The sequence below is a fragment of the Corynebacterium choanae genome (assembly GCF_003813965.1).
Classification (GTDB): Bacteria; Actinomycetota; Actinomycetes; order Mycobacteriales; family Mycobacteriaceae; genus Corynebacterium; species Corynebacterium choanae.
The window spans coordinates 2,224,258-2,245,109 of the sequence record NZ_CP033896.1 but is presented as its reverse complement, the minus strand read 5'-3'; the positions used below and the strand labels follow the sequence as shown (position 1 = coordinate 2,245,109).

Here is a 20,852-nt window from a genome sequence, read left to right as displayed (position 1 = left end):
CTGCTCGCATTGCTATGTGCCGTAGTGCTAGTCGCCGTTGGTGTGCAAGTAGTTCACCCGGCAGTAGCACGGGCAGCCACTGCCATTGACGGACTGCAATCCGTCGAGGTCACCTCCAAGCCGGTTCCGACCAAAGGGAATTTAGCGCTGGAATTCAATATCAACTGTGCATCGGCTGGTTGCGATGGCATGAAGATTGAAGTTCAGCGACCGAAGATCGCTGGGTTCAATGCGGTGCTTCAGACCATCCCCAGTGGTTTAGCGATCGAAAATGCCGCCTCGGACAATCCGACGGTGACCTACAAATATAGCGGTCCCGGTGTTCAATCGCTCCAACTCTATTGGACGACACGAGATAACCCTGCGTTTGCTGGTGTCGAGGAAGTCGACTGGAAAATCACCAAAGACGGCCATGAAGTAACCGGTAAGACTCAGGTAGAGCTGACGGGTTCCCCACAGACCGAATTCCGAATCGGTTACAATGCTAAAAGGACGTTACCCGGCTCAACCTTGATACTTTCAGCTGTTTATATATCGAAAAATGCTATCGGCCGAAATGGTGTGACCGGTTCTTTCGACGTTGAACTTCCGGAAGAAGTAGAACTCCTCGCTGTCCTCAACCCAGAATTAGACAGCCGAGACAATTACACCTATGAGGAAATCGTCAATGACAGAAGGGGGCAGTTCAGGGTAGTTGACCCTTCTCGTTTTATCGGCGCTCAATATATTGAGAAAACTGATAAAGGCGTTCGTGTAACTGTCGATAAAACACTGGATTATGGGGTTTCTACGAATCTGACAACAGAAATCAAGTTGTGGGTTCGCGTGAAAGATGATGCGCCAGTAGGGCCGCTGCCTCCGGCAAAAATTGGTTGGACTGACGGGGTTGCCATTCAGAGCATCGATGGGAGCAAAACTTATCAAGAAGGGGATCCGGGTATTGCGGTTGACCAGCAAGCACCCCTGCGAATCGAAAGCACAGTCGGATCTAGGTTTACAAAGCGCTCTACACCATCTTCGCGGATGAAAACCTACGACGGACAAACAGCAACCTACGAGTTTGTGGTTGGGAATTATGTCGATGGCGACATCAAGATCATCGACGAGCTGCGGCCGCAGAAGTGTCTCCATTACAACGCAAAATCTCAAACGGAATACAAAAATTTCGAATGTGAGGTTTCAGGTGGTGACGACAACTATTACATGAATTTCCAGGGTCTGTCGGTTCGGCAAATCGACTTAATCAAGTATGACGAAAATGGTAAACCAAGTCTGGTGCGTGGCCACCCGGAACTGCAGGTCGTTCTGGTCGACAAAGACGGCAACAAAGCGCCTAGCCAGACCTTCCCCGCGGATGAAGACCGTTCGTTCAAAGCCTATGAATTGAACAAACCAGAGGGTTTTAAGGCGACGGGATTTGAGTTTACGTTTAAAAACGTTCCAGCAAACTCTGAATTAGTATTCCGAGCCGGAGGGCCGGTTGATTACCCAACTGAAATGTTCGGCGACCTGGACTACATTCATCTGGGTAATGACGCAAAACTGGAAATTACGCCATCCAATGGCAATGTTATTACTGCCACGGATCCGGACGTCATCGAGATTTATCCGCAGCGCGTCCAGCCGCAAATCGAAATTGACACCAATAAAGACAGCACCATCAACGAGGCCTCCGATACCGCGACCCTGGGTATTAGGCTGATTAACCTGGGTTTGGATGCACTACGGCCAATGGGATATGTCGAAATTCCGTTCGGAATGCACTTTGACCCCTCGTCGACGTCGAAAAATGTGGTCTGTTCGGTAGGCAATGTTGCAGAAGGTCAAGTGCCTCTGGATGTGAACAAGATTCAGTGGGAGCAAGTGCCGCTAGGTTCTGCTTCCGGGGGTGAACTGTGGAAGTTTACAGTTCCTGAAAATATGGTGCTGCCAGGCGAGAGCGGTAGAGCCTGTATCTTTTATTACAAAATTACGAATAGAAACGCCGTCGACGGCAGTTACGACGGCGCAATTGACTCAGCGAAACCGGCGATTGCTGCCTATCTCACAGCAGATAACCCTGAGTTGAAATTTGAACCCACACTCACCACGATCCCCGATCCGAGGTTGTGTGGCGATCCAGCTGCTGAAGGGGGAGATAAAGACTGCTCAACTCAGCATCGCTGGTCTCAGTCAACTGCGCCCGTCACCATTGGCGCCTACTCTACGGCGGTTATTCGGAAATTCGCGAAGGGTGACCGAGATGAAGAGAACGCTCCTTGGTCAACCTGGTTGCCGAAGGATGAGGAGCGCGCCGATGTGTCCTACGCTCACGACGATGCAAGCTTCTATGTGCAAATCGGTGGCGAAAGTTCTCGCCCGCTCAAGGACTATGTGCTCTACGACGCCTTACCAACAGGCGAATCATGGACGAAGCTCAACCATATTGAGAGCGATCAGGAAGCAGTCGCCGGTACATATCCTACGTACGACGAGCATGGAAACCTGGTTGAGGGGGGCGATAAGACCTACGAAAACACGTTGGTGCCAACGTTGACCGGACCGATTGCTTTGCCATCGGTCAACAAATTTGATGCTGATTCGGGGCAGTGGTCTCGAACGCCTCTGAAGGGAACTGTCTACTATTCGACTTCCTCTGATCCCTGCCGGCCCGAAATGGGTGAGCAGAAAACCGGGCCATTCCCGGCATCGAAAACTGAGTGCACCACATTCAACGCACTAGGCGAATGGCATACTGCAGAGCAGCTTGCCGACAAGGGTATTGCCTGGGATCAGGTTCGCTACTTCCGGATAGAGTTCACCGGGTTGGTGCTTGGCCCGGCATTTGTCGAAGTCAATATGAAGATGCCGAAGAATGACGCGAACGGCACTGGCATTGGTGACGACGACATTGCTATTAACCGTGCGTCGTTTCGGGCTTCGAACTCTGACAGCGGTGTCGATCTGGGCACTGTTCCTCCCGCTGTGGCGCGGGTGAAGTATGCACCCGAATTGAAAATTAATAAATCGGTGATTCTTCCTGGCAATGGCGGCGGAACCGATACAGCCGACAAGGCGTTCGACGGTGCAGATCCTGGCGATTACGTGCTGGGCGTCGGCGACTATGTGCTCTTTAAGATTTCGGTGCAAACTGCTGAAAAGGGCATCGTGTTAGAGTCGCCAATGATCCGAGATTTGATTCCTGCCGGCTTGGAATATGTGGAAACCGTGGAGGATGAAACTGTCGGTGATGTGGTAACGGATTACCACGATGCCGCGCTCGACGAGGCTATCGCCGATGATGAAGGGGAACTGACTGCGGATAACGGGGGTCACATCGTCTGGTTCCCAGGTTTGCTTACTGATCGAGGGGTTGTCTCGCCGGACAATATCGAAGGCTCTGCGAAAAAAGCCACAGTGACGTTAAAGCTTAGGGTTACTGGCAGCAACGTTGGTATCGTGAAGAACTTTGCTTTGGGCTCCACCCGAGACTTGATCAAGGTGCCCGATGCGGAGACATGTGCGGCACAGACCCAAGAGCAAGCAGATGATCCAAATCATCAGCAATTCAACTGCGACCTGCAGGCAATTACTATTGCTCCAGCGGTGAGTGGTTCGATCTATGACCTTGGGCTCACCGACACTGAGATCACGAAAGACAGTAGCAAACTGGCCAGCATCCCAGCGGGAAAGGTTACTGCTCATCTGCTAGACAGTGATGGTCAGCCAGTCCAAGTCAACGGGAAAGACCTGGTTGTCGAGGTTGATGGGCAAGGTAACTATAAGTTCCCGAAGGTGCCTCCAGGAACTGGATACACCGTGGAATTGCGGGTGGATAGTTCGTATCAAGCAACGTTTATCCAGAACTATTCCTTCCTACCGGCCGCGTCTCCTGGCAGCAGCTCGATCAGTGTTGCGAACGTGATCGATGGTGGATCAACAGATCCGAAGGCTGTGGTTGCAAAGACGGTTCCGTTTACCGTGCCGAAGGCATCTGACGGCTCTGTGAACAATATTGTGAATGTTGATTTCGCGGTTCGGCAGATTGAACCCAACATCACGTTGGAGAAATCCGCCGATAGTTCAACGAAGTATGCGGTCGGTAGTACAGCTACATTCACAATCAGTGGCTCGAATACAGGGAATGTCCCATTGGAATCGGTTATTCTCACCGATGCGTGGGCAGCGGCTCGCAAGATAGATGTCATATGTACTGTGCAGTCGCAGGAAATGGAGTCGCCGCGACCCATTGACTTGGTTGGTGGTGCCGTACTACAGCCGAATGATCGCTATACCTGTACGGTGAGCTACAAGGTCACACAACAGGATGTGGACGCTCAAGAAGCCTTACAAAATGAGGCATCAATTGCAGGTAGATACGAGGGTCGGGAAGTTTCCGCGAAGGACACCGCGGAAGTCAACGTGGTGGCTGCTGAGCCTGGTATGAAGATCGAAAAGGTGATTAACGGCGTCGATAGTCAAGCTTTAAAGCCTCGCGATGAAGGCACCTTCACTGTCACCATGGAAAACACCGGAAATGTGACGCTGCTTGGGATTGGGGTAGCTGACAGGTTTAGTCGCAGTGGCCAAGAAGTGCCATTAGTGTGCGGTGAAAACTTGGAGAACTTAAATCCGGCGGCTCAGCAGGGCGCTACCGAGTTCACCATTGATTCCCTGGCGCCAAAGCAAAAGTTTTACTGCGTGGGCAAGTTTATTGTCGATAAGCAATTCTTCGCCGAGCAACAGACAGAGACCAACGTTGTCTCTGCAGTGCCGCAATACCGCGAGTCCGGTTCGACTGAGTTGGTTACTCTGGAGCCTGTACGGGCCGAAGCAGCTGTGCGCCCAATTCCGGCCACACCACAGTTGGATGCTGAAAAGTTTGTGCTCAATGCGCAGGGTGAAGCGGTAAAAGAAACGCCAGGGACTTTGGAAAATTCCGGGTCGATGACGTTCCGTATTGTCTTGGAAAACAAGGGTGATGTACGCCTTAATGAAGTCACTGTGACGGATTCCTTATCTGGCCGTGACGAAGGCTCAGCAGACCTCACCGTCGGTACTTGCGTCAACGCGAAAACCAACGATGTGGTCGGTTCTAGTGGCACCTTGTCGCTCGAAGTGGGTGACAAAGTGAACTGTGATGTGCAGGTTACCTACACACAAGCCGATATTGACCGGGCGAAAAACCTCGTCAATAGCATCACAGCAACTGCAAAGGCGCAGGTCATTGGCGATAATGGGGCAGCTGTAGATACCCCTGTTCAGGATGATGATCGCTCGAATAATATAGCGACCATCACTCCGCCACCTGCTCAGCCGCGCCTTTCCCTGGCGAAAAATGTGCTTGTCGACGCTGATGCTGTGCTGCTGCCAGGCACTGAGGTGCAATACACGTTAACTGCCCGCAATGAAGGCAATACGACTATCAAGGATGTGCAAATCCAAGATCCGATGCTGGGCACGTTGGATTGCTCCGCCAATGAGGATGCGATCATTGCGCCGGGTGAAGAGTTCACTTGTACTGGCTTCTATACGGTGAAACTCGAAGACACCAAGCAGGAATCGGCTGATGAAGCTACAACACCAAAGACACTCACTAACACGGCCACGGTCACTGGTAAGGGCGCTGGCGGCATTGATCCGTCACCGGCCACAGGCTCAGCGAGCGTCCAGGTTGGTGCGCCGGAGCTTACCTTCGAAAAGGAAGTGTTGCTGCCTGACGGTGATCTCGTCACCGAACCGGTGCGACCGGGTCAAACGATCTACTACCGCATTGTGATGGAAAACATCGGCAATGCAGATGTCACTACCGGCAAGCTTTTCGATAATGAGATCAAACGGTGGGGGCTTGAGCACTTCTACTGTTATATCTACAACGAACCTGACCGCTACGAACGGCGTGATGGCTTTGAAAACTTCGGTTTGATTAAACCGGGTGTTCTTGCTGTCTGTTTGGCGCGGACCCATTTCCCGCAAGATGTTGTTGATGAGCATTCCGAATTCACCAACACCGCATATGCGCAATATGGCGATGCTAATGGGAATAACTACACAACAGATACCGATGATGCGAAGGTCACCACTTCTAACAAGGCGAGTATCTCGTTAAAGAAGACCCACTTCAGCGAGCCGGAAGGCGTTGTTGAAGGGGATACGGTGCAATATGAGTTCACTGTTGAAAACACTGGTGAGTTGACGTTGACTGATGTGGTCGTCACCGATCCGTTGCTATCCAACGCTGGATATGAATTGGAGAATTGTCAGTTTGCAACGCTTGCACCAGGAGAGCAGCGGACATGTCAGTCGAAGCCAGTCACCGTTAATGAGAAAGTACTGAATGGTTATCTCATCGAGAACACGGCAACAGTGACGGCGAATAAGCCGCAAGATCGCTTCCCTGATGAACAAGTTTCCGATACTAGTGACGATTTCATTGCTATCGGGGAAGCGGCCTTGCAGGTGCAAAAGTCGCTTGACCTGAGCCAGCCTGGACCATTTGGGGTTGGGGATGTTGCCACCTTCAACATCACGGTGCAAAATTCTGGCACCGTTGATCTGGAGAATGTGACCCTTACAGACGCGTTAGCGCAATACTTCGAGGGAGTCTCTCCAGTCGTCGAGTGTCCGAGTCGACCTGAGCTTGTATCTCAGTCCGGTACGACGCTGCGGGTTGCAGAATCGACAACGTGTACCTCGAAGGTGAAGATCACCCAAGCAATGGTTGACTCTGTCGAATCGATTACCAACAACGCGGAAGCCTATGGTTCATTCCATGCCCGTCCGTATGGTAATGCCAGCCAAGACTCCGCAGAGTTGAAGCAGGATGCTGCCCTTACCTTGGTGAAGTCGATTGAGAACCAGCAGCCGCTCTATGAGGCTGGTGACGAACTCACCTATCTGTTTACTGTGACCAATTCTGGTCAGCGCACCATCAACAATCTTGCGATTAGCGATGACAAGCTTGGTCAAACAACACCACAGTGTGCCAAGACATCGCTTGGTGCCGGTGAGAAAACCACCTGTCGGGCGACTGTTCAGGTCACCGAAGAGCAGGCGGCAGCTGATGCTGACGCATCATTGCGGCTCAATACTGCTACGGCCACTGGTGAAGATCCTTCCGGTACGAAGGTGGAATCGGCGCCTGCGACAGCTAGCTTCAACGCCGGTACACCTGCGCTTGCAATTGAAAAACATGCGCGGATTGTTTCCGGTGGTGTTCTTAACGCGGCAGGGGAACCGGAAGTGCAAGCCGGTTCTGTTGTCGAGTGGGCAGTAGTGGTTACCAACGGTGGGAATGCTCCAGCTGTTGGCGTGGAAGTTGATGATGCCCAATTTGCCGACGCTCAAGAAGTCGCCTGCTATGCGGACGTTTCGCTTGACGATGCAAAAGCTGGCAACCGCCCTGCAGGTGCAGGTGTTGCACCCAATGCGGTTGGCACCATTGATCCGGGTAAATCAGTCACGTGTTTCGCACAGACCACCATTGCACAAACCCAGGTTGATGCTGCAAACACAACGGTGAACACGGCAACTGCTTCACGGCTGCTGCCGCATCCAACGGATCCGGACACAACGCGGACATCCACCCAGGTTGCAACAGCCACGGTCAATAACGCCACCTTGGCTGGTATCACCTTGGAGAAGTTGGTTGCCGCTGACTATGTGAAGGAAACCTATGTGGAAGGCGACGAAGTCGTCTACACCCTGCAGGTGACCAACACTGGCCTGGTGACACTGTCGAATATTGTTGTCACTGACACGATGTTTGCCGATGATGAGATCAGTTGCCCGGCGTCCGAACTTGCTCCTGGCAAGTCGATGACGTGCACAACTGCAAAGCACACGATCACCCGTGAAGAAGCAGCAGACAGCTCTGGCAAACTCATCAACGATGCGGCAGTAACTGGTGTGGCACCGATGGATCGCACTAACCTTGCCGGGGTTGATGAAAACAACAAAGTCAGCGATGACGACTCGCAGACGGTGCCAGTCGCAGAGCCGAAGCTGGTGCTCACAAAGCGCAGTGATGCTGGTTCTGCTCCGGTGAAAGCGAAGGATAAGGTGACCTATACGCTCGTTGCCACCAACATGGGTGACGTGCCATTGGAACAGGTGGTCATTGTTGATCCAATGTTTGCCCCTACAGACTTCGAATGTGAACAGGGCAAAGAGGATGCTGTCGTGTCAGGTGTCGGTGTGACACTGGCGAAGCGAGGTGACTCGGTGACCTGTAGCGCTACCCGGGCGATCAGCCAGGATGATGTTGACAGTGGGAAGCCGCTGCTGAATACCGCTACGGCCACTGCTGTCTCGAACGGCATCCCTACGGAAAGCACCAACACTGATGAGGACGCCAAGCACAAGGTACCGGTCACGGCAGAAGCATCGACCGAAGTGCCGGTGTCCAAGGTTGCTTCAGTAAGACTGGAAAAGGCAATCGATGCGGACACTCTGCTGTTCACCGAAGGCGATGTGGTGCCTTACCAATTCACGGTGACCAACACCGGTGATGTCACCCTGCACGATTTGCAAATCACTGATCCCATGTTCGGTGATGCGCCACTAACCTGTGACATTGATCCACTGGCGCCGAACGCCTCGACGAGTTGTACTCCGCAGAAGTGGACGGTCACCGCGGAGCAGGCTGCCGCTGGCGAAAATGTGAAGAATACGGCAACAGTGACAGCGCTCACCCCATCGCAAGATAGCAGCGTCCCGGTGGCAGAACGTGTCACCAGCAGCGACGATGCCACCTTCTCCACTGGGTTGCCGGTGCTGGAGATTGTGAAAACTCACGATGTTCCAGCAGGCGATAAGGTGGATGTTGGCACGGTGATTCACTACACCATAACGGTGACGAACAAGGGCAACACTCCAGCGGAGCGGGTGACGCTCGTGGATGCAATGCTCAGCGATGCAACGGTTACAAACATTGTCTGCAGCGACGATGCAGTCTTAGCTTCTGCAACCGGGGCGACCCTGCAGCACAACGGCGACCACGTTACCTGTGAGTTTGACAAGCAGGTGACTCAAGATGAGGTTGACGGGTTCGATCGGATAGTCAATACCGCATCGGCAAGTGCCGAATATGGGGCGAAGAAGGTTGAACCTGTCACTGTCTCAGCAGAGGTGCCGGTGGCATACAGTCCGAATATCACCTTGCAAAAGGAGATTAAGGACAAGCAGCAGGTGTATGTCGAAGGTGAACAGGTGGAATATGCATTCACCGTCACCAACAACGGCAATGTGACGATTACGCAGGTAACTATTCACGACAAGCTGCTTGCTGATCGCGGCGTCGATATCACTTGTGAGCAGACTACGCTCGCCCCAGGAGCGAAGACGGAGTGCCGATCGGCGCCGATGACTATCACCGCTGACGATGTTCACGCCAAGCGGGTCAATAATGTTGCTACCGCAACTTCGGTGGTGCCTGCCCGCGGCGAGTCGAATGCGAATCCTGAAAATGTCGGTACCAGCGAAAATCCGATTGTCTCAAACGAGGACAATGCAGATGTCTCCACTGGTGCACCTGCCATCGAGATCACTAAGACGCCAATAACTCAAGGACCAGTCCGGGTTGGTGATGCGATCAGCTACCGCATTACTGTGCGTAATCCTGGACCTACAGCACTAGAAGATGTGGTCGTCATCGACGAGGGTGTGATCGCACGTGGCGGTACGCTGCAGTGTGCTGATCAAGCGTTCCTTGACGGTCACGGCACGTTGGCTATCGGTGAATCGACAACCTGTACTGCAGAGGAAACGGTGACTTCGAAACAGCTGGCCGCCGGTAGCGCCACGAACACTGCCGCAACCAGCGGCAGCCACGAAGGGGTCTCCACCACGGAGCGCACAGCCACTGCCTCGATTGAAGTGGTAGCCCGCGACAGTGGACTTGTTGCCAAGATTTTCCATACAGACGTGGAAACCGGCGACGGGCAGGATGCTGAATCGGCAGTAGTGGTATCGGCTAATAAACCATTTACGGCCACTATTACGGTGGAGAACGCTGGCGAATCACCACTGGCTGGTGTCGGTGTTGAGGTTCCCGGGGTGGACTTTGCGACAGTGTCGTTCACGTTGACTGGACCTGGCGCGGATTCTCCGACCGTTGCAACGGATGTGCCAGGAACCGTGCTGCGGGTTCGCGATGGAGTAATTGTGCGCAGTGACGACGAATCGCTGCCAGCACTTGTGCTTCAGCCGGGGCAGACAGTGACTGCTACCGTTGAGGTTGCAGCGTCACAGGTCGGAAGTAATACGCCAGTAAAGGCAACTGCCACCGATGATGAGTCGAAGAAGCCGCTTGTAGCCACTGATCCGCTGTATACGACCCCGAATGCGCAAACCGCCGCGATTACCGGCAAAATTTTCCAAGATTCGGTGTCTGAGAAGGACGGGCAAACACCCGAATCCGCGGTTGAGATTACGCTCGAACCTGGGCAGACAAGCTTCCCGGTGACGGTGTCGATGACCAATAGTGGGGAAGCTCCACTGAGCGACATCACAGTGACGGTGCCGAATTCGAATGTGGGCGAGACGGTATTTACTGTCTCTGATCCCGCCGGTCGTCCTCTCACTCCAACCCCGGCGGCCAACAACGGCCCCGGACTGGTGTTGCGGATCAACCCGCAAGGACTGGTAGTGCTTAGCGATAATGAAGACTGGCCACGCCTTGAACTCAGCCAAGGGCAGCAGATCATTGGTACGGTCAGTGTTGATGCAAGTCAAATCGGGGTGAACACCCCATTGACCATCACCGCTATCGATCAAAGCACCAAGAATCAAGTCAGTGCTGAGGATGCCTTCTATACTCGGCGCCCGCACACTGCAGCGCCGCAGCTTGGTGCGAAGATTTTCATCGACAGCATTGAAACAGGCGACGGAAATAATCCAAACGATCCAGTTTCGGTTCCTGCGGAAGCGGAAACTGTTACCGCAACAGTGACTTTGACCAACGATGGCGGTGAACCACTAGAACATGTGGTGCCCAAAGTTGAGGGACTCACTGTTAATGACGGGAAGACCTTTACCCTCACCGGTGGTGAGCAGACGACACCGACTGCAGGTATTCCGGCGGACGGCCCGATGCTGCGCATCACGCCCGAAGGGACAATTGTCTTCAGTGATGATCCTTCCCTCCCGCCGCTGGTGTTGGGTGTCGGACAAACCGTCACTGTGAACGTTGAAGTCACGGTGCCCGCCGGAGAAACCGTCAACATTCCAGTGAATGCCTCCGCGGAGTCGACGGAAACCGCTACGAACGTGACAGGCAGCGATCCGCTTTATGTCTTACGTCCACAGCAGCCTGCAACACCGACTGTTCCGCCGACTGGATCGTCTTCCGGATCTTCGATTCCGGATTGGGCATGGCTCATCGCTGCCGTAGGGATCATCCCCATTCTTGGCACGATGACCCCGGCATTGCCCGTACCACCGGTTGTTGCACCGACCCCAGTCCCGGAGCCGCAACCAGTCGCCCCGCAGACCGAAGTGGAAGACTCGCCCACCTCGCAGCAATCCAATTCTGCGTCGGATTCCAACCTTGCCCTCACTGGTGCAAATGTAATCGGACTCTTGGTTGTTGCTCTCCTCCTTGTCATCATTGGTGTGCTGCTGCTGGCAGCAAAACGCCGTCGACGCGACGACAAGTAGGCAGCTTCCCGGCTAGCTGCAAATTGCAGCAAAGTTCCTGTAGCTAACTGCAGGAAGAGCAATCCCCGCCACGTACCTGGTCACGGTACTGGCGGGGATTGCGCATTGTGGATGCCTTTACTGGTGAGGATTGTTGCCTCTATTGGTGAGGATTGTGCAGTGGGGCGAAAGTAGCCGGTGTTACAGCAGCGTCCTGGGTCTGGATACGGATACTAGATTTCGTGCCCGTATTGGATGCGTCGCAATGTTTTCGGTGCACTGAGGTGTGCAAATATATCTTCCGCAGCAGCTGTGCATCCTATGGGTGTTGCAAGCAACGTTTCGCAGGTGGATGTTCGACGCAACGGTTTGCACCCAACCCACCCGGGAGAAGCTTGCCTCATCGAGAACAGATCTACGGTTTCAAAGATGGCTAACAGGACGGCCGTGGCCGCTGAGATAGAACATTTCTCAGGTGCCTTCGGATTTCTATAGCTGGTGCCATGGATCGTGCGTAATGTGTCAGCGCTGCCACTGTAGCGGCGGTGGGGGAGGGGAAGGGGGCGGGTGCGTCACTGCGACGCCTGGCACTCACCAGTCAAACCCGCGTGACGGCCGCTATTGCGGAACCACAATGGTACAGCCGGTGCCGTGATGTTCAATCGATTCTCGGTGGACGCAGCCATTCGGGGGCGGCTGCTTCGGTGTGGACAGTGACAGTGATCAAAAAAGTTCCGCGACACGCCTGTATCCACCGAAAGATTGATCGCAGTTGGGGGTAAAGCGGGAAAACTGTCCAACGAAAAATCCCCCTTCCTGAACCCAAGCTTAAAGGTGGGCCATATCACAAGAAAGCGAGTTGGGGTTCCTGCGCGCTGGGGGGACGTGAAGAAAACACTTGGCAGGTGTTTTGATGAGCCTACTGCAGAATCAGGTTGGCGGGCGGGATGCGGCGGATTAGCAGGTGGGATCAGTGGAAATACAGTCGCTTAGTCCACTACGATCAAACCAGCGTGAAAACTAGATTGGTTCCCTGTGGGGGACTAACGCGTAATTCAGGAGGAATCTATGACCGCAGTAGTGCCTCGGGTAGACCACTCGGTCGCCCCGGCACGGCCAGCCCCAATGGGCAATGGCCGGCCAGGTAACTTTGCGTGGCGGGTGCTCACTACCACCGACCACAAAAACCTCGGTCTGATGTACCTGCTCATGAGCTACGTGTTCTACGTAGTTGCAGGTCTCATGGCCCTGCTGATCCGTGCTGAGCTGTTCCACACGGGTCTGCAATTTCTGACAAACGAACAGTACAACCAGCTGTTTACTCTGCACGGCACCTTGATGCTGCTGCTGTACGGCACGCCAATCCTGTGGGGTTTTGCTAACTACATCCTCCCGCTGCAGATTGGCGCACCTGACGTGGCTTTCCCGCGTCTGAACGCACTGGGCTTCTGGCTGTCCCTCGTGGGCGGTGTCGCTATGTGTGCAGGCTTCTTCACTCCAGGTGGTGCAGCCGACTTCGGTTGGACCATGTACTCCCCACTGTCTGACTCCATTCACAGCCCAGGCGTTGGCTCTGACCTGTGGATCATCGGTGTTGGCGCTGGTGGTGTCGGTACCATTGCTTCGGCTATCAACATGATCACCACCATGCTGTGCCTGCGTGCACCGGGTATGACCATGTTCCGTGTGCCGATCTTCACTTGGAATATCTTTGTTGCTTGCCTGATCGTGCTCATGATCTTCCCGATGCTGACCGCTGCCGCGCTTGGTGTGCTGTACGACCGTAAGCTCGGTGGACACCTCTTCGACCCAGCCAACGGTGGCGCCCTGCTGTGGCAGCACCTGTTCTGGTTCTTCGGTCACCCTGAGGTGTACGTCCTGGCGCTGCCATTCTTCGGCATCATCTCGGAAGTTATTCCGGTGTTCTCCCGTAAGCCAATGTTCGGCTATGTCGGCCTGGTCTTCGCGACCCTGGCTATTGGTGCACTGTCCATGGCTGTGTGGGCCCACCACCTCTATGTGACTGGCGCCATCCTGCTGCCGTTCTTCTCCTTCATGACCTTCCTCATCTCGGTTCCAACCGGTGTGAAGTTCTTCAACTGGGTCGGCACCATGTGGAAGGGTCACATCTCGTGGGAGACCCCGATGATGTTCGCCATGGGCTTCCTGGTGACCTTCCTCTTCGGTGGCCTCACCGGTATTATGCTGGCCTCCCCGCCGCTGGACTTCCACATCTCTGAGTCCTACTTCCTCATTGCGCACTTCCACTACACCCTGTTCGGTACTGTGGCGTTCGCATCCTGGTCGGGCTTCTACTTCTGGTGGCCAAAGATGACCGGTCGTATGCTCGACGAGAAGCTCGGCAAGATCCACTTCTGGTTGACCTTCATCGGTTTCCACACCACCTTCCTCATCCTGCACTGGGCCGGCAACATGGGTATGACCCGTCGTTACGCCGACTACCTGGACTCCGACGGTTTCACTCCGTTCAACCAGGTTGCCACCGTTGGTGCGTTCATCCTCGGCCTGTCGGTACTGCCATTCTTCTGGAACTGCTTCAAGTCCTGGAACTACGGCGAGATCGTCACCGTCGACGACCCATGGGGTTACGGCAACTCCCTGGAGTGGGCAACTTCCTGCCCGCCTCCAAAGCACAACTTCACCTCGCTGCCGCGGATCCGTTCCGAGCGTCCTGCGTTCGAACTGCACTACCCGCACATGGTGGCGCGGATGCGTGCCGAGGCACACGTCGGCCACAAGAAATAAGACACTGGCGATTGCATCGGACGGTCGCCACAGCAGGTGATCGTTCGATGGCGGTGTCAGCAAATTGCACAGTGGCAACGAGTTATCGTTGCTCACCGGCTACATAGCATCGCTTGCAGTTGCGAGAATGAAAATTTTCGTCCCTAAATAGCAAGCGTGTCCGGCTGAAACTCAATATCAGACGGGCGGTGGCACCGCGTCAAGCGTTGATGGTGCACCACCAAAGAACAAAATGATCGTCGATACCACGGTTGTTTGTCCGGTAGACAAATAAGCCCGAACAAACGGCGTTGGCCAAGATCAAGCGTGTAATTGAGGGTGCACACCTGCTGAAATACGCGTTAAACAACTGCATACGATCTTCATTGAAAAAGGGCAGCCCTCAGTGGCTGCCCTTTTTCGTTGTGCAACAGCTGCAACTAGTGAGCAGGTTGTGGGGCACTGTCATTCCCGCCACTCATTGAGGGGTAGGAGCAGTATTTTCCTGGCAATCGTGCAACAATAATTGGCGTGTCTGCTACAGCATCGAATTCAAGTGAAGCATCCATGGCCGGACAAGAAGTGATGGTTGGTCTTGCCTCCGGGCTAGCCCCTGCAGTCATTACTGTTTCCGGGTTCGACCGGCCAGGGGTGACCGCTGCCTTTTTCCGAGTGTTATCCTCGCGCGGTGTGCAGGTGCTCGATGTCGAGCAGTCACTCTTTCGGGGGCGACTTAATCTTGCCGCACTTGTTGGTTACCAGCCTGCCGATATTGATTCGTTGATCACCGGGTTAAATGACACGCTGCGGGGCTATGGCCAAACCGTGACCGTGGAACCCCGGGAAGCCCTCGAGCCGAATCGGGTGGCCTCTACGCATGCTGTTGTGGTGCTGGGGAACCCGGTGACCGCTGCGCACATTTCAAAAATTGGGCAAACCTTGGCGAACTATGGTGCCAATATTGACACAATCCAAGGTATTGCCGATTATCCGGTGACTGGCTTGGAGCTGAAAATCACCATTGCCGATCCGAAACCCGGTGGCGGGGTGGCCTTGCGGAAAGCATTGGCGTTGCTCACCGCCGAAATTGGTGTCGATATCGCAATTGAGCGGGCAGGGTTGTTGCGTCGTTCCAAACGGCTGATCTGCTTCGACTGTGACTCCACGCTGATCACCGGCGAAGTTATTGAAATGTTGGCAGCCCATGCTGGCCGGGAAAAAGAAGTTGCCGAAGTGACCGAGCGAGCCATGCGCGGCGAGCTCGACTTTGCAGAATCCTTGCGGGAACGGGTGAAGACCCTTGCCGGCTTAGATGCGTCGGTCATCGACGAGGTTGCCCGTGCGATTGAACTCACTCCAGGTGCACGCACCACCATTGAAACACTCCGACAGATGGGATACCGGACAGCGGTTGTTTCTGGGGGATTTATTCAGGTGCTCACGGGGCTTGCTGAAGATCTGCAACTGGACTATGTGGCTGCAAACACCCTCGAGATTGTTGACGGTAAGCTCACCGGCCGGGTGATCGGAGACATTGTTGATCGGGCGGCGAAGGCTCGTCTATTGACTGAATTTGCAGCCGATTCAGGGTTGCAAATGCATCAGACAGTCGCTGTGGGTGACGGGGCGAATGATATCGACATGCTTTCAGCTGCCGGGCTGGGTATTGCGTTTAACGCGAAACCTGCGCTGAAAGAAATCGCTGATGCTTCGGTGAATCATCCTTTCCTTGATGAGGTACTCCACATTTTGGGTATCTCTCGCGATGAGATCGACGACGCGGTTCGCGAACACGGCGATGGTGATTCGCGGCGTGTACCGCTGCCGCCGACTCGCTAACATTCTGGCCATGCCACGGGAGGTGGCGTCAACGGTTCGGTGCTGCCGCCAACTCGTTTTACAGTGATCAAACATGAACTTATCTCGCTCTGATGCCGCAGCACATGGTCGCCCGCAACTCACTGGTGACTCAGCGGTGTCTGCTCGCCGTGCGGATATCCCTGTGTCGGCGTCTGCCATGACGTTTTCCGCTGCTGGGATAGAGGCGGCGCGGGAACAGCTTCTCCTTCTTCACGCGCGGCGGGAAGGTCGCCTCACCCCCAAACCGGATGAGCCTTGGTCAATGCCACTGGTGGTGAACATGCCGCGCGGTGTGGCTTTGACGCGTCAGGCAATATTGGCGGCTGCTGCCAGTGCCAGTGTGGCCGTGTGTCTCAGCGATCAGGCAACCTGTGATCCGGTGGTGTCGCACGCGTTGCAGTGCTGGTATCGGCAGGGGATTCGTAAAATCGCTCGACGGGGCAGGGGACGTCCCTTTGCGGTGGCCGCAGCATTACCTGGTGTGACCGCGCACTGTGACCTTGCGGAAGTCCGCGCCTTGGTGCCGCATCCGGTCGCGCAAACTCCGCCGGCGATTCATCGTCTCCAGATTGCTGGTACTGACGCTCCTTGGGCGGAGAACCCCGCCAGTGTGGATCTTGGGCTTCCCACCCTGCTGGTTCATGATGAGTTAGCAATGACTGCTGGGAAAGCTGCGGCGCAAACTGGACATGCGGCAATGCTGCTCGCAGCCTCCCTGCCGGCAGCGGCGCTGGTGGAATGGTGGGGGCAATCTTTTGCTGTCAACATTGTGCCCGCGTCCGGTGAGCAGATAGCTGCCGCCCGGAGGCTGCCTGGCGCGTGCACGGTCGTCGATGCGGGCTATACAGAAATCCCGGCGCATTCGGTGACTGTCGTCGCTTTGCCAAGCGGTGTTTCCCACCCGTAGTCGCACACGCGTTAGTCTGTGATTGCCGTCACGGCTGGGCGGTGTTTGTGCGGGTAGTCAATAGGTGCGGCCGGAAAGTTAGGCGGGACTATCCAACTTTTGGTTGCTTTTGGCCTCAGATGATCGTTAGGGTTTTCCATATCAGCGGGTGTGGCGGGGACGGCTGTGTACAAAAGTGTTGCAGTCAGCCCCACACGCCAAAGAGTTATCACGAGTGAGGGATGGTTGAGCAACCAATGACCAATGCGACAGCAACCCAAGCTGGGAAGTCCCGTCGGGTAGAAAAACCAGCAGCGAAAAAGCGGCGTGGTGGGGTCACCGGATGGGTACCTAACCAGCATGGCGCTTGGGTGATGGTAACCCTGCCACTGGTGATTGGGTTGTGTTATGCCGGGAGTCTGCGGGGGTTGCCAATTCTTGTTCCGCTGGTGATCGCCTGGTACACCGGCTATTTTGCGTTCTTTGCTTTCGGACTGTGGGCAAAAGCAGCAGCGGTGCGCAAAGCGCAATATGTCACCCCACTGTTGGTCTATGGGGGGATTTGTGCGGCAGCATCGATTGCGGTGCTTGCCCAAGCACCGCATCTGCTGTGGTGGGCTGCGGCATTCGGTCCGCTGGTGGCAATTGCTGCATTTGAGGCGATCCAGAAACGCCCCCGGTCGCTGGCATCGGGGATCTCAACGGTGATTGCTGCAGCGTTGATGGTTCCCGTCGCTGTTGATGCGGTCAGCCGCCCAATCACCCCCCATATGATGGCAGTCACCGGGCTGTTGGCCATGTATTTTTCGGCGATGATCCCGTTTGTGAAAACGCTGATCCGTAACCGGGGTGATCAACGCTATGTTATCGGCTCGATTGTTGCGCATGCGGTGGCGCTTGTGATCACCGGTGGACTTGTTTACTTCGGCTATTTGCACTGGTTTACAGCAGTGGCGATGGGCGCCGCCTTAGTGCGTGCCTGGTGGATGCCGTGGCAAGTCGCGCGAACTGGGAAACGATTCAGTCCGAAGTTTGTCGGCAACTTCGAAGTGATCTTCACTGTTGCGGTCGTTATCGGTATCGCACTTGCGCCATAGCTCACCGACACACCTGCTGCCCAGAATCTGCCCCTGCAATGACGGTGCAAACTACAGCCATTCGTGGCCCGGCACAACAACTGCCTGTGCGGCAGTGTTCGGAAGGGAAAACCACCGGTACAGCCGGCAAATTGGTAAAGGTATTACCAGGTAAGGAATAATGTGCCCAATGTGGTACTCCGGACTTGATCCCATCATTCGTATTGTGCTCGTCGGCAGCTCATCGTATGTGGCACTGTTGGTGATGCTGCGCATTGTCGGCGCCCGTTCGTTGGCAAAGTTCAACGCTTTCGACTTTGCGGTGACCGTGGCCGTCGGCTCGATGCTGGCCACCGCAGTCACCTCCACTGATCTGGCGTTTAGCTCAGGATTGGCGGCAATCGCATTAATGCTAGTGCTGCAATTTATTGTCGCCCGGCTAATCCGCGATCGGCTAGGGCTGCGCAAACTAGTAACCGCCTCCCCGGTGGTACTGGTGCGCAACGGGGCAATGGTTGAAGCTGGCATGCAGAAAGCCCGCCTTGGGGCAGCTGATGTTCGGCAAGCCGCCCGGCAGGCGGGGCACGGCAGTTTTACCGATATTGCTGCAATGATCCTCGAAACCGACGGAACAATATCCACCATCACCTTTGACCAGCTTGGCGACGGTGACACCTTAGATGATCTGCCCGACTTGGAAGCAGTTGGCGCGCAAGGCATGCGTCACAGCGTGGCGCGACCGGGGAAGTAGCAACCTAGAGAAAGCTGAAGGAAAATCAGCAGCAACACCTTCGCAAACAGGCTCCAAGGCTCGGCAGGATTACAGCCCATCACGCCCTGGAGCAGCCACCACAGCACAGTAACCCGCCGCGGGTAAGCAACCTCTGATTGCCCCGCCCAGCTGTGCTGTGGTGTTGTTTTTTTTCCAGCACAGTTGCACAAATGCTGCAGTGCAGCCTGATCCCCCTGGCAAGAAGCACAGACACAAAGCTTCTACCAGGCGGCGCTAATGCTCCTGGCAATACCTGCTAGCTGCGGGGATATACCAGATGGTGCCAAGTATGCGAGGAATGAAACAGTTCCTGTCGCACAATTTTGCCGGTGACCGTCCGCGGCACTTCGGTGACCAGTGCAATCTGGCGCGGCAATTCAAACGGGGCTAAGACCTGTGGCAGCTCGGTGATCAACGCACTGCAGATAGCATCCAATGATGCCGCTGATCGCCTAGTGGGGTCGTCCTTTTCCCCTGCGTCATCACCGCTCGGATTAGGAACACGGGGCACAATCAACGCGGCGACAACCTCCTCGCCGTCTTCATCAATGAGCGCCCCACAAACCACATCTTCGACCAGTGCACAGGTGGCGATTGCCTGCTCCACCACATGCGGGGTGACCGTGTAACCGTGATAGTTGATGATGTCTTTTAGCCGTCCGACGAGCACAATCGCCCCACTGGCAGGATCACGGAAACCTAAGTCACCAGTTCGCAGCCAGCCATCCTCGGTGAGTGCTGCAGCAGTCGCTTCCGGGGCGAATGCGTAGCCGAGCATCACTTGCGGCCCTGCAACCTGTAATTCGCCTACAGTGCCGTCGGCCACCGCAAGACCTGTGGCCGGGTCAACAATCCGATCGCGGGTATCGGGCAGGGGAGTACCGATGCTTGTAGCCGGCTGCGCACTACTGCGCCGCAGATGCGTAACAGGGCTTGCCTCAGTCAGTCCATAGCCCTGTGCAAGAAACGCACCGGTATGAGTGGTCAGTGTCTCCACATCGGCCGCCCGCAGGGCAGCCGCCCCGGACACAATGGTTTCCAACGCTGCAAGCGGCTCCGTGGATGACGACGAACCCCCACCGTACAGCGGCGCCATCGGTGGGGCGATAAACGAAACAGTCACCTGCCACTGTTCGTGCAGGCTCAGAAACCGATCTGCACGAAACGGTTCACACACCACATGGCCACCGGCGGCCAACGGCGCAAGCAGCAACACTGTCAAGCCATAAATATGGGTCATCGGCAACAGCGACAACGCCACTGTTGTCTTGTGCAGATTGCAGGCCTGCCCAAACTGGCGCACATTAGCAGTAAGTTGCGCCGCAGTCAGCATCACCGCGCGCGCCTGCCCGGTCGTCCCAGAGGTCATCGGCAACAAACACACCCCCGGTGGATAGGTGCGTGTCACCGGCGGCTGCCACCGGGTGAGCTGCACTGCACTAAAGAGCTCCTCAACAACAGCACTCACCTGCCCAGCAGCAGGTGGCGATGTGCTACGGCCAATGTCATACACCCCGGCAAACACATCAGTTGGGGGATGGTTGATCACCCACTTAAGCCCTAAAAAATCCCACTGCTGTGCTGCCCGGAGGCCGTGAAACGACGGCGACAACGGAGCAATAATCGCCCCCAAACCGAGGAGACTTAATAGGTCGATCGCAAACCCCAGCGAAGTATCACCCACCAACCCCACCACATCACCAGGCCGAACCCCCGCATCCCACAGCTGCGACTGCCGCAGCTGGCAGGCCTCGTAGGCCTGCCGACCAGTCAACGTCAACCCGCCGGTAGTAAGCATCGGTCGGCTACTTAACGCCTGGTGAGTAAACACTTCACTAAACAGCACCTCACCGTGTTCGGTCATCTCCGCTGCGGCCATCCCCGCCCTTTCGTTCTC

At 55.3% G+C, this 20,852-nt stretch carries 7 protein-coding genes; 6 read left to right on the top strand and 1 reads right to left on the bottom strand.

Translation table 11 applies throughout. The features are described 5' to 3' along the window. Positions 1-42 precede the first annotated feature (42 nt). From CCHOA_RS08105 to CCHOA_RS08080, 6 genes are all read left to right on the top strand, one after another. A complete protein-coding gene (locus tag CCHOA_RS08105) occupies positions 43-11,637 on the top strand; it encodes a DUF7507 domain-containing protein (RefSeq protein ID WP_164472433.1) in 11,595 nt (3,864 codons plus the stop codon). A 1,047-nt stretch (positions 11,638-12,684) separates the two neighbouring features. Next, the gene (gene ctaD, locus CCHOA_RS08100) at positions 12,685-14,382 is read left to right on the top strand and encodes an aa3-type cytochrome oxidase subunit I (protein WP_123929227.1); all 1,698 of its coding nucleotides are present in this window, start codon (positions 12,685-12,687) and stop codon (positions 14,380-14,382) included. A gap of 546 nt (positions 14,383-14,928) precedes the next feature. After that, entirely contained in the window at positions 14,929-16,200 is a 1,272-nt protein-coding gene (serB, locus tag CCHOA_RS08095; protein ID WP_123931068.1) for a phosphoserine phosphatase SerB, read from the top strand. A 73-nt stretch (positions 16,201-16,273) separates the two neighbouring features. Continuing rightward, positions 16,274-17,128 carry a peptidyl-tRNA hydrolase gene (locus tag CCHOA_RS08090; protein ID WP_123929224.1) on the top strand — a complete coding sequence of 285 codons (855 nt, stop codon included), beginning with the start codon at positions 16,274-16,276 and terminating at the stop codon, positions 17,126-17,128. Between the two features lie 236 nt (positions 17,129-17,364). Then, positions 17,365-18,204: a YwiC-like family protein gene (locus CCHOA_RS08085; RefSeq protein WP_164472432.1), complete on the top strand. Its 840-nt coding sequence runs from the start codon at positions 17,365-17,367 to the stop codon at positions 18,202-18,204. Between the two features lie 169 nt (positions 18,205-18,373). Beyond that, positions 18,374-18,934, top strand: coding sequence for a DUF421 domain-containing protein (locus CCHOA_RS08080; RefSeq protein ID WP_123929219.1), 561 nt, complete (start codon positions 18,374-18,376; stop codon positions 18,932-18,934). Positions 18,935-19,211: 277 nt separating this feature from the next. On the opposite strand, the gene CCHOA_RS08075 is transcribed toward CCHOA_RS08080, so the two are convergent. Continuing rightward, positions 19,212-20,819 carry a class I adenylate-forming enzyme family protein gene (locus CCHOA_RS08075; protein WP_164472431.1) on the bottom strand — a complete coding sequence of 536 codons (1,608 nt, stop codon included), beginning with the start codon at positions 20,817-20,819 and terminating at the stop codon, positions 19,212-19,214. Positions 20,820-20,852: the final 33 nt, after the last annotated feature.

What these genes read in the sequence shown, in the direction of transcription:
- CCHOA_RS08075 (WP_164472431.1), bottom strand. Translation starts at nt 20,819, where the DNA reads ATGACCGAACACGGTGAGGTGCTGTTTAGTGAAGTGTTTACTCACCAG.
- ctaD (WP_123929227.1), top strand. Translation starts at nt 12,685, where the DNA reads ATGACCGCAGTAGTGCCTCGGGTAGACCACTCGGTCGCCCCGGCACGG.
- serB (WP_123931068.1), top strand. Translation starts at nt 14,929, where the DNA reads ATGGCCGGACAAGAAGTGATGGTTGGTCTTGCCTCCGGGCTAGCCCCT.
- CCHOA_RS08080 (WP_123929219.1), top strand. Translation starts at nt 18,374, where the DNA reads ATGTGGTACTCCGGACTTGATCCCATCATTCGTATTGTGCTCGTCGGC.
- CCHOA_RS08090 (WP_123929224.1), top strand. Translation starts at nt 16,274, where the DNA reads ATGAACTTATCTCGCTCTGATGCCGCAGCACATGGTCGCCCGCAACTC.
- CCHOA_RS08085 (WP_164472432.1), top strand. Translation starts at nt 17,365, where the DNA reads ATGACCAATGCGACAGCAACCCAAGCTGGGAAGTCCCGTCGGGTAGAA.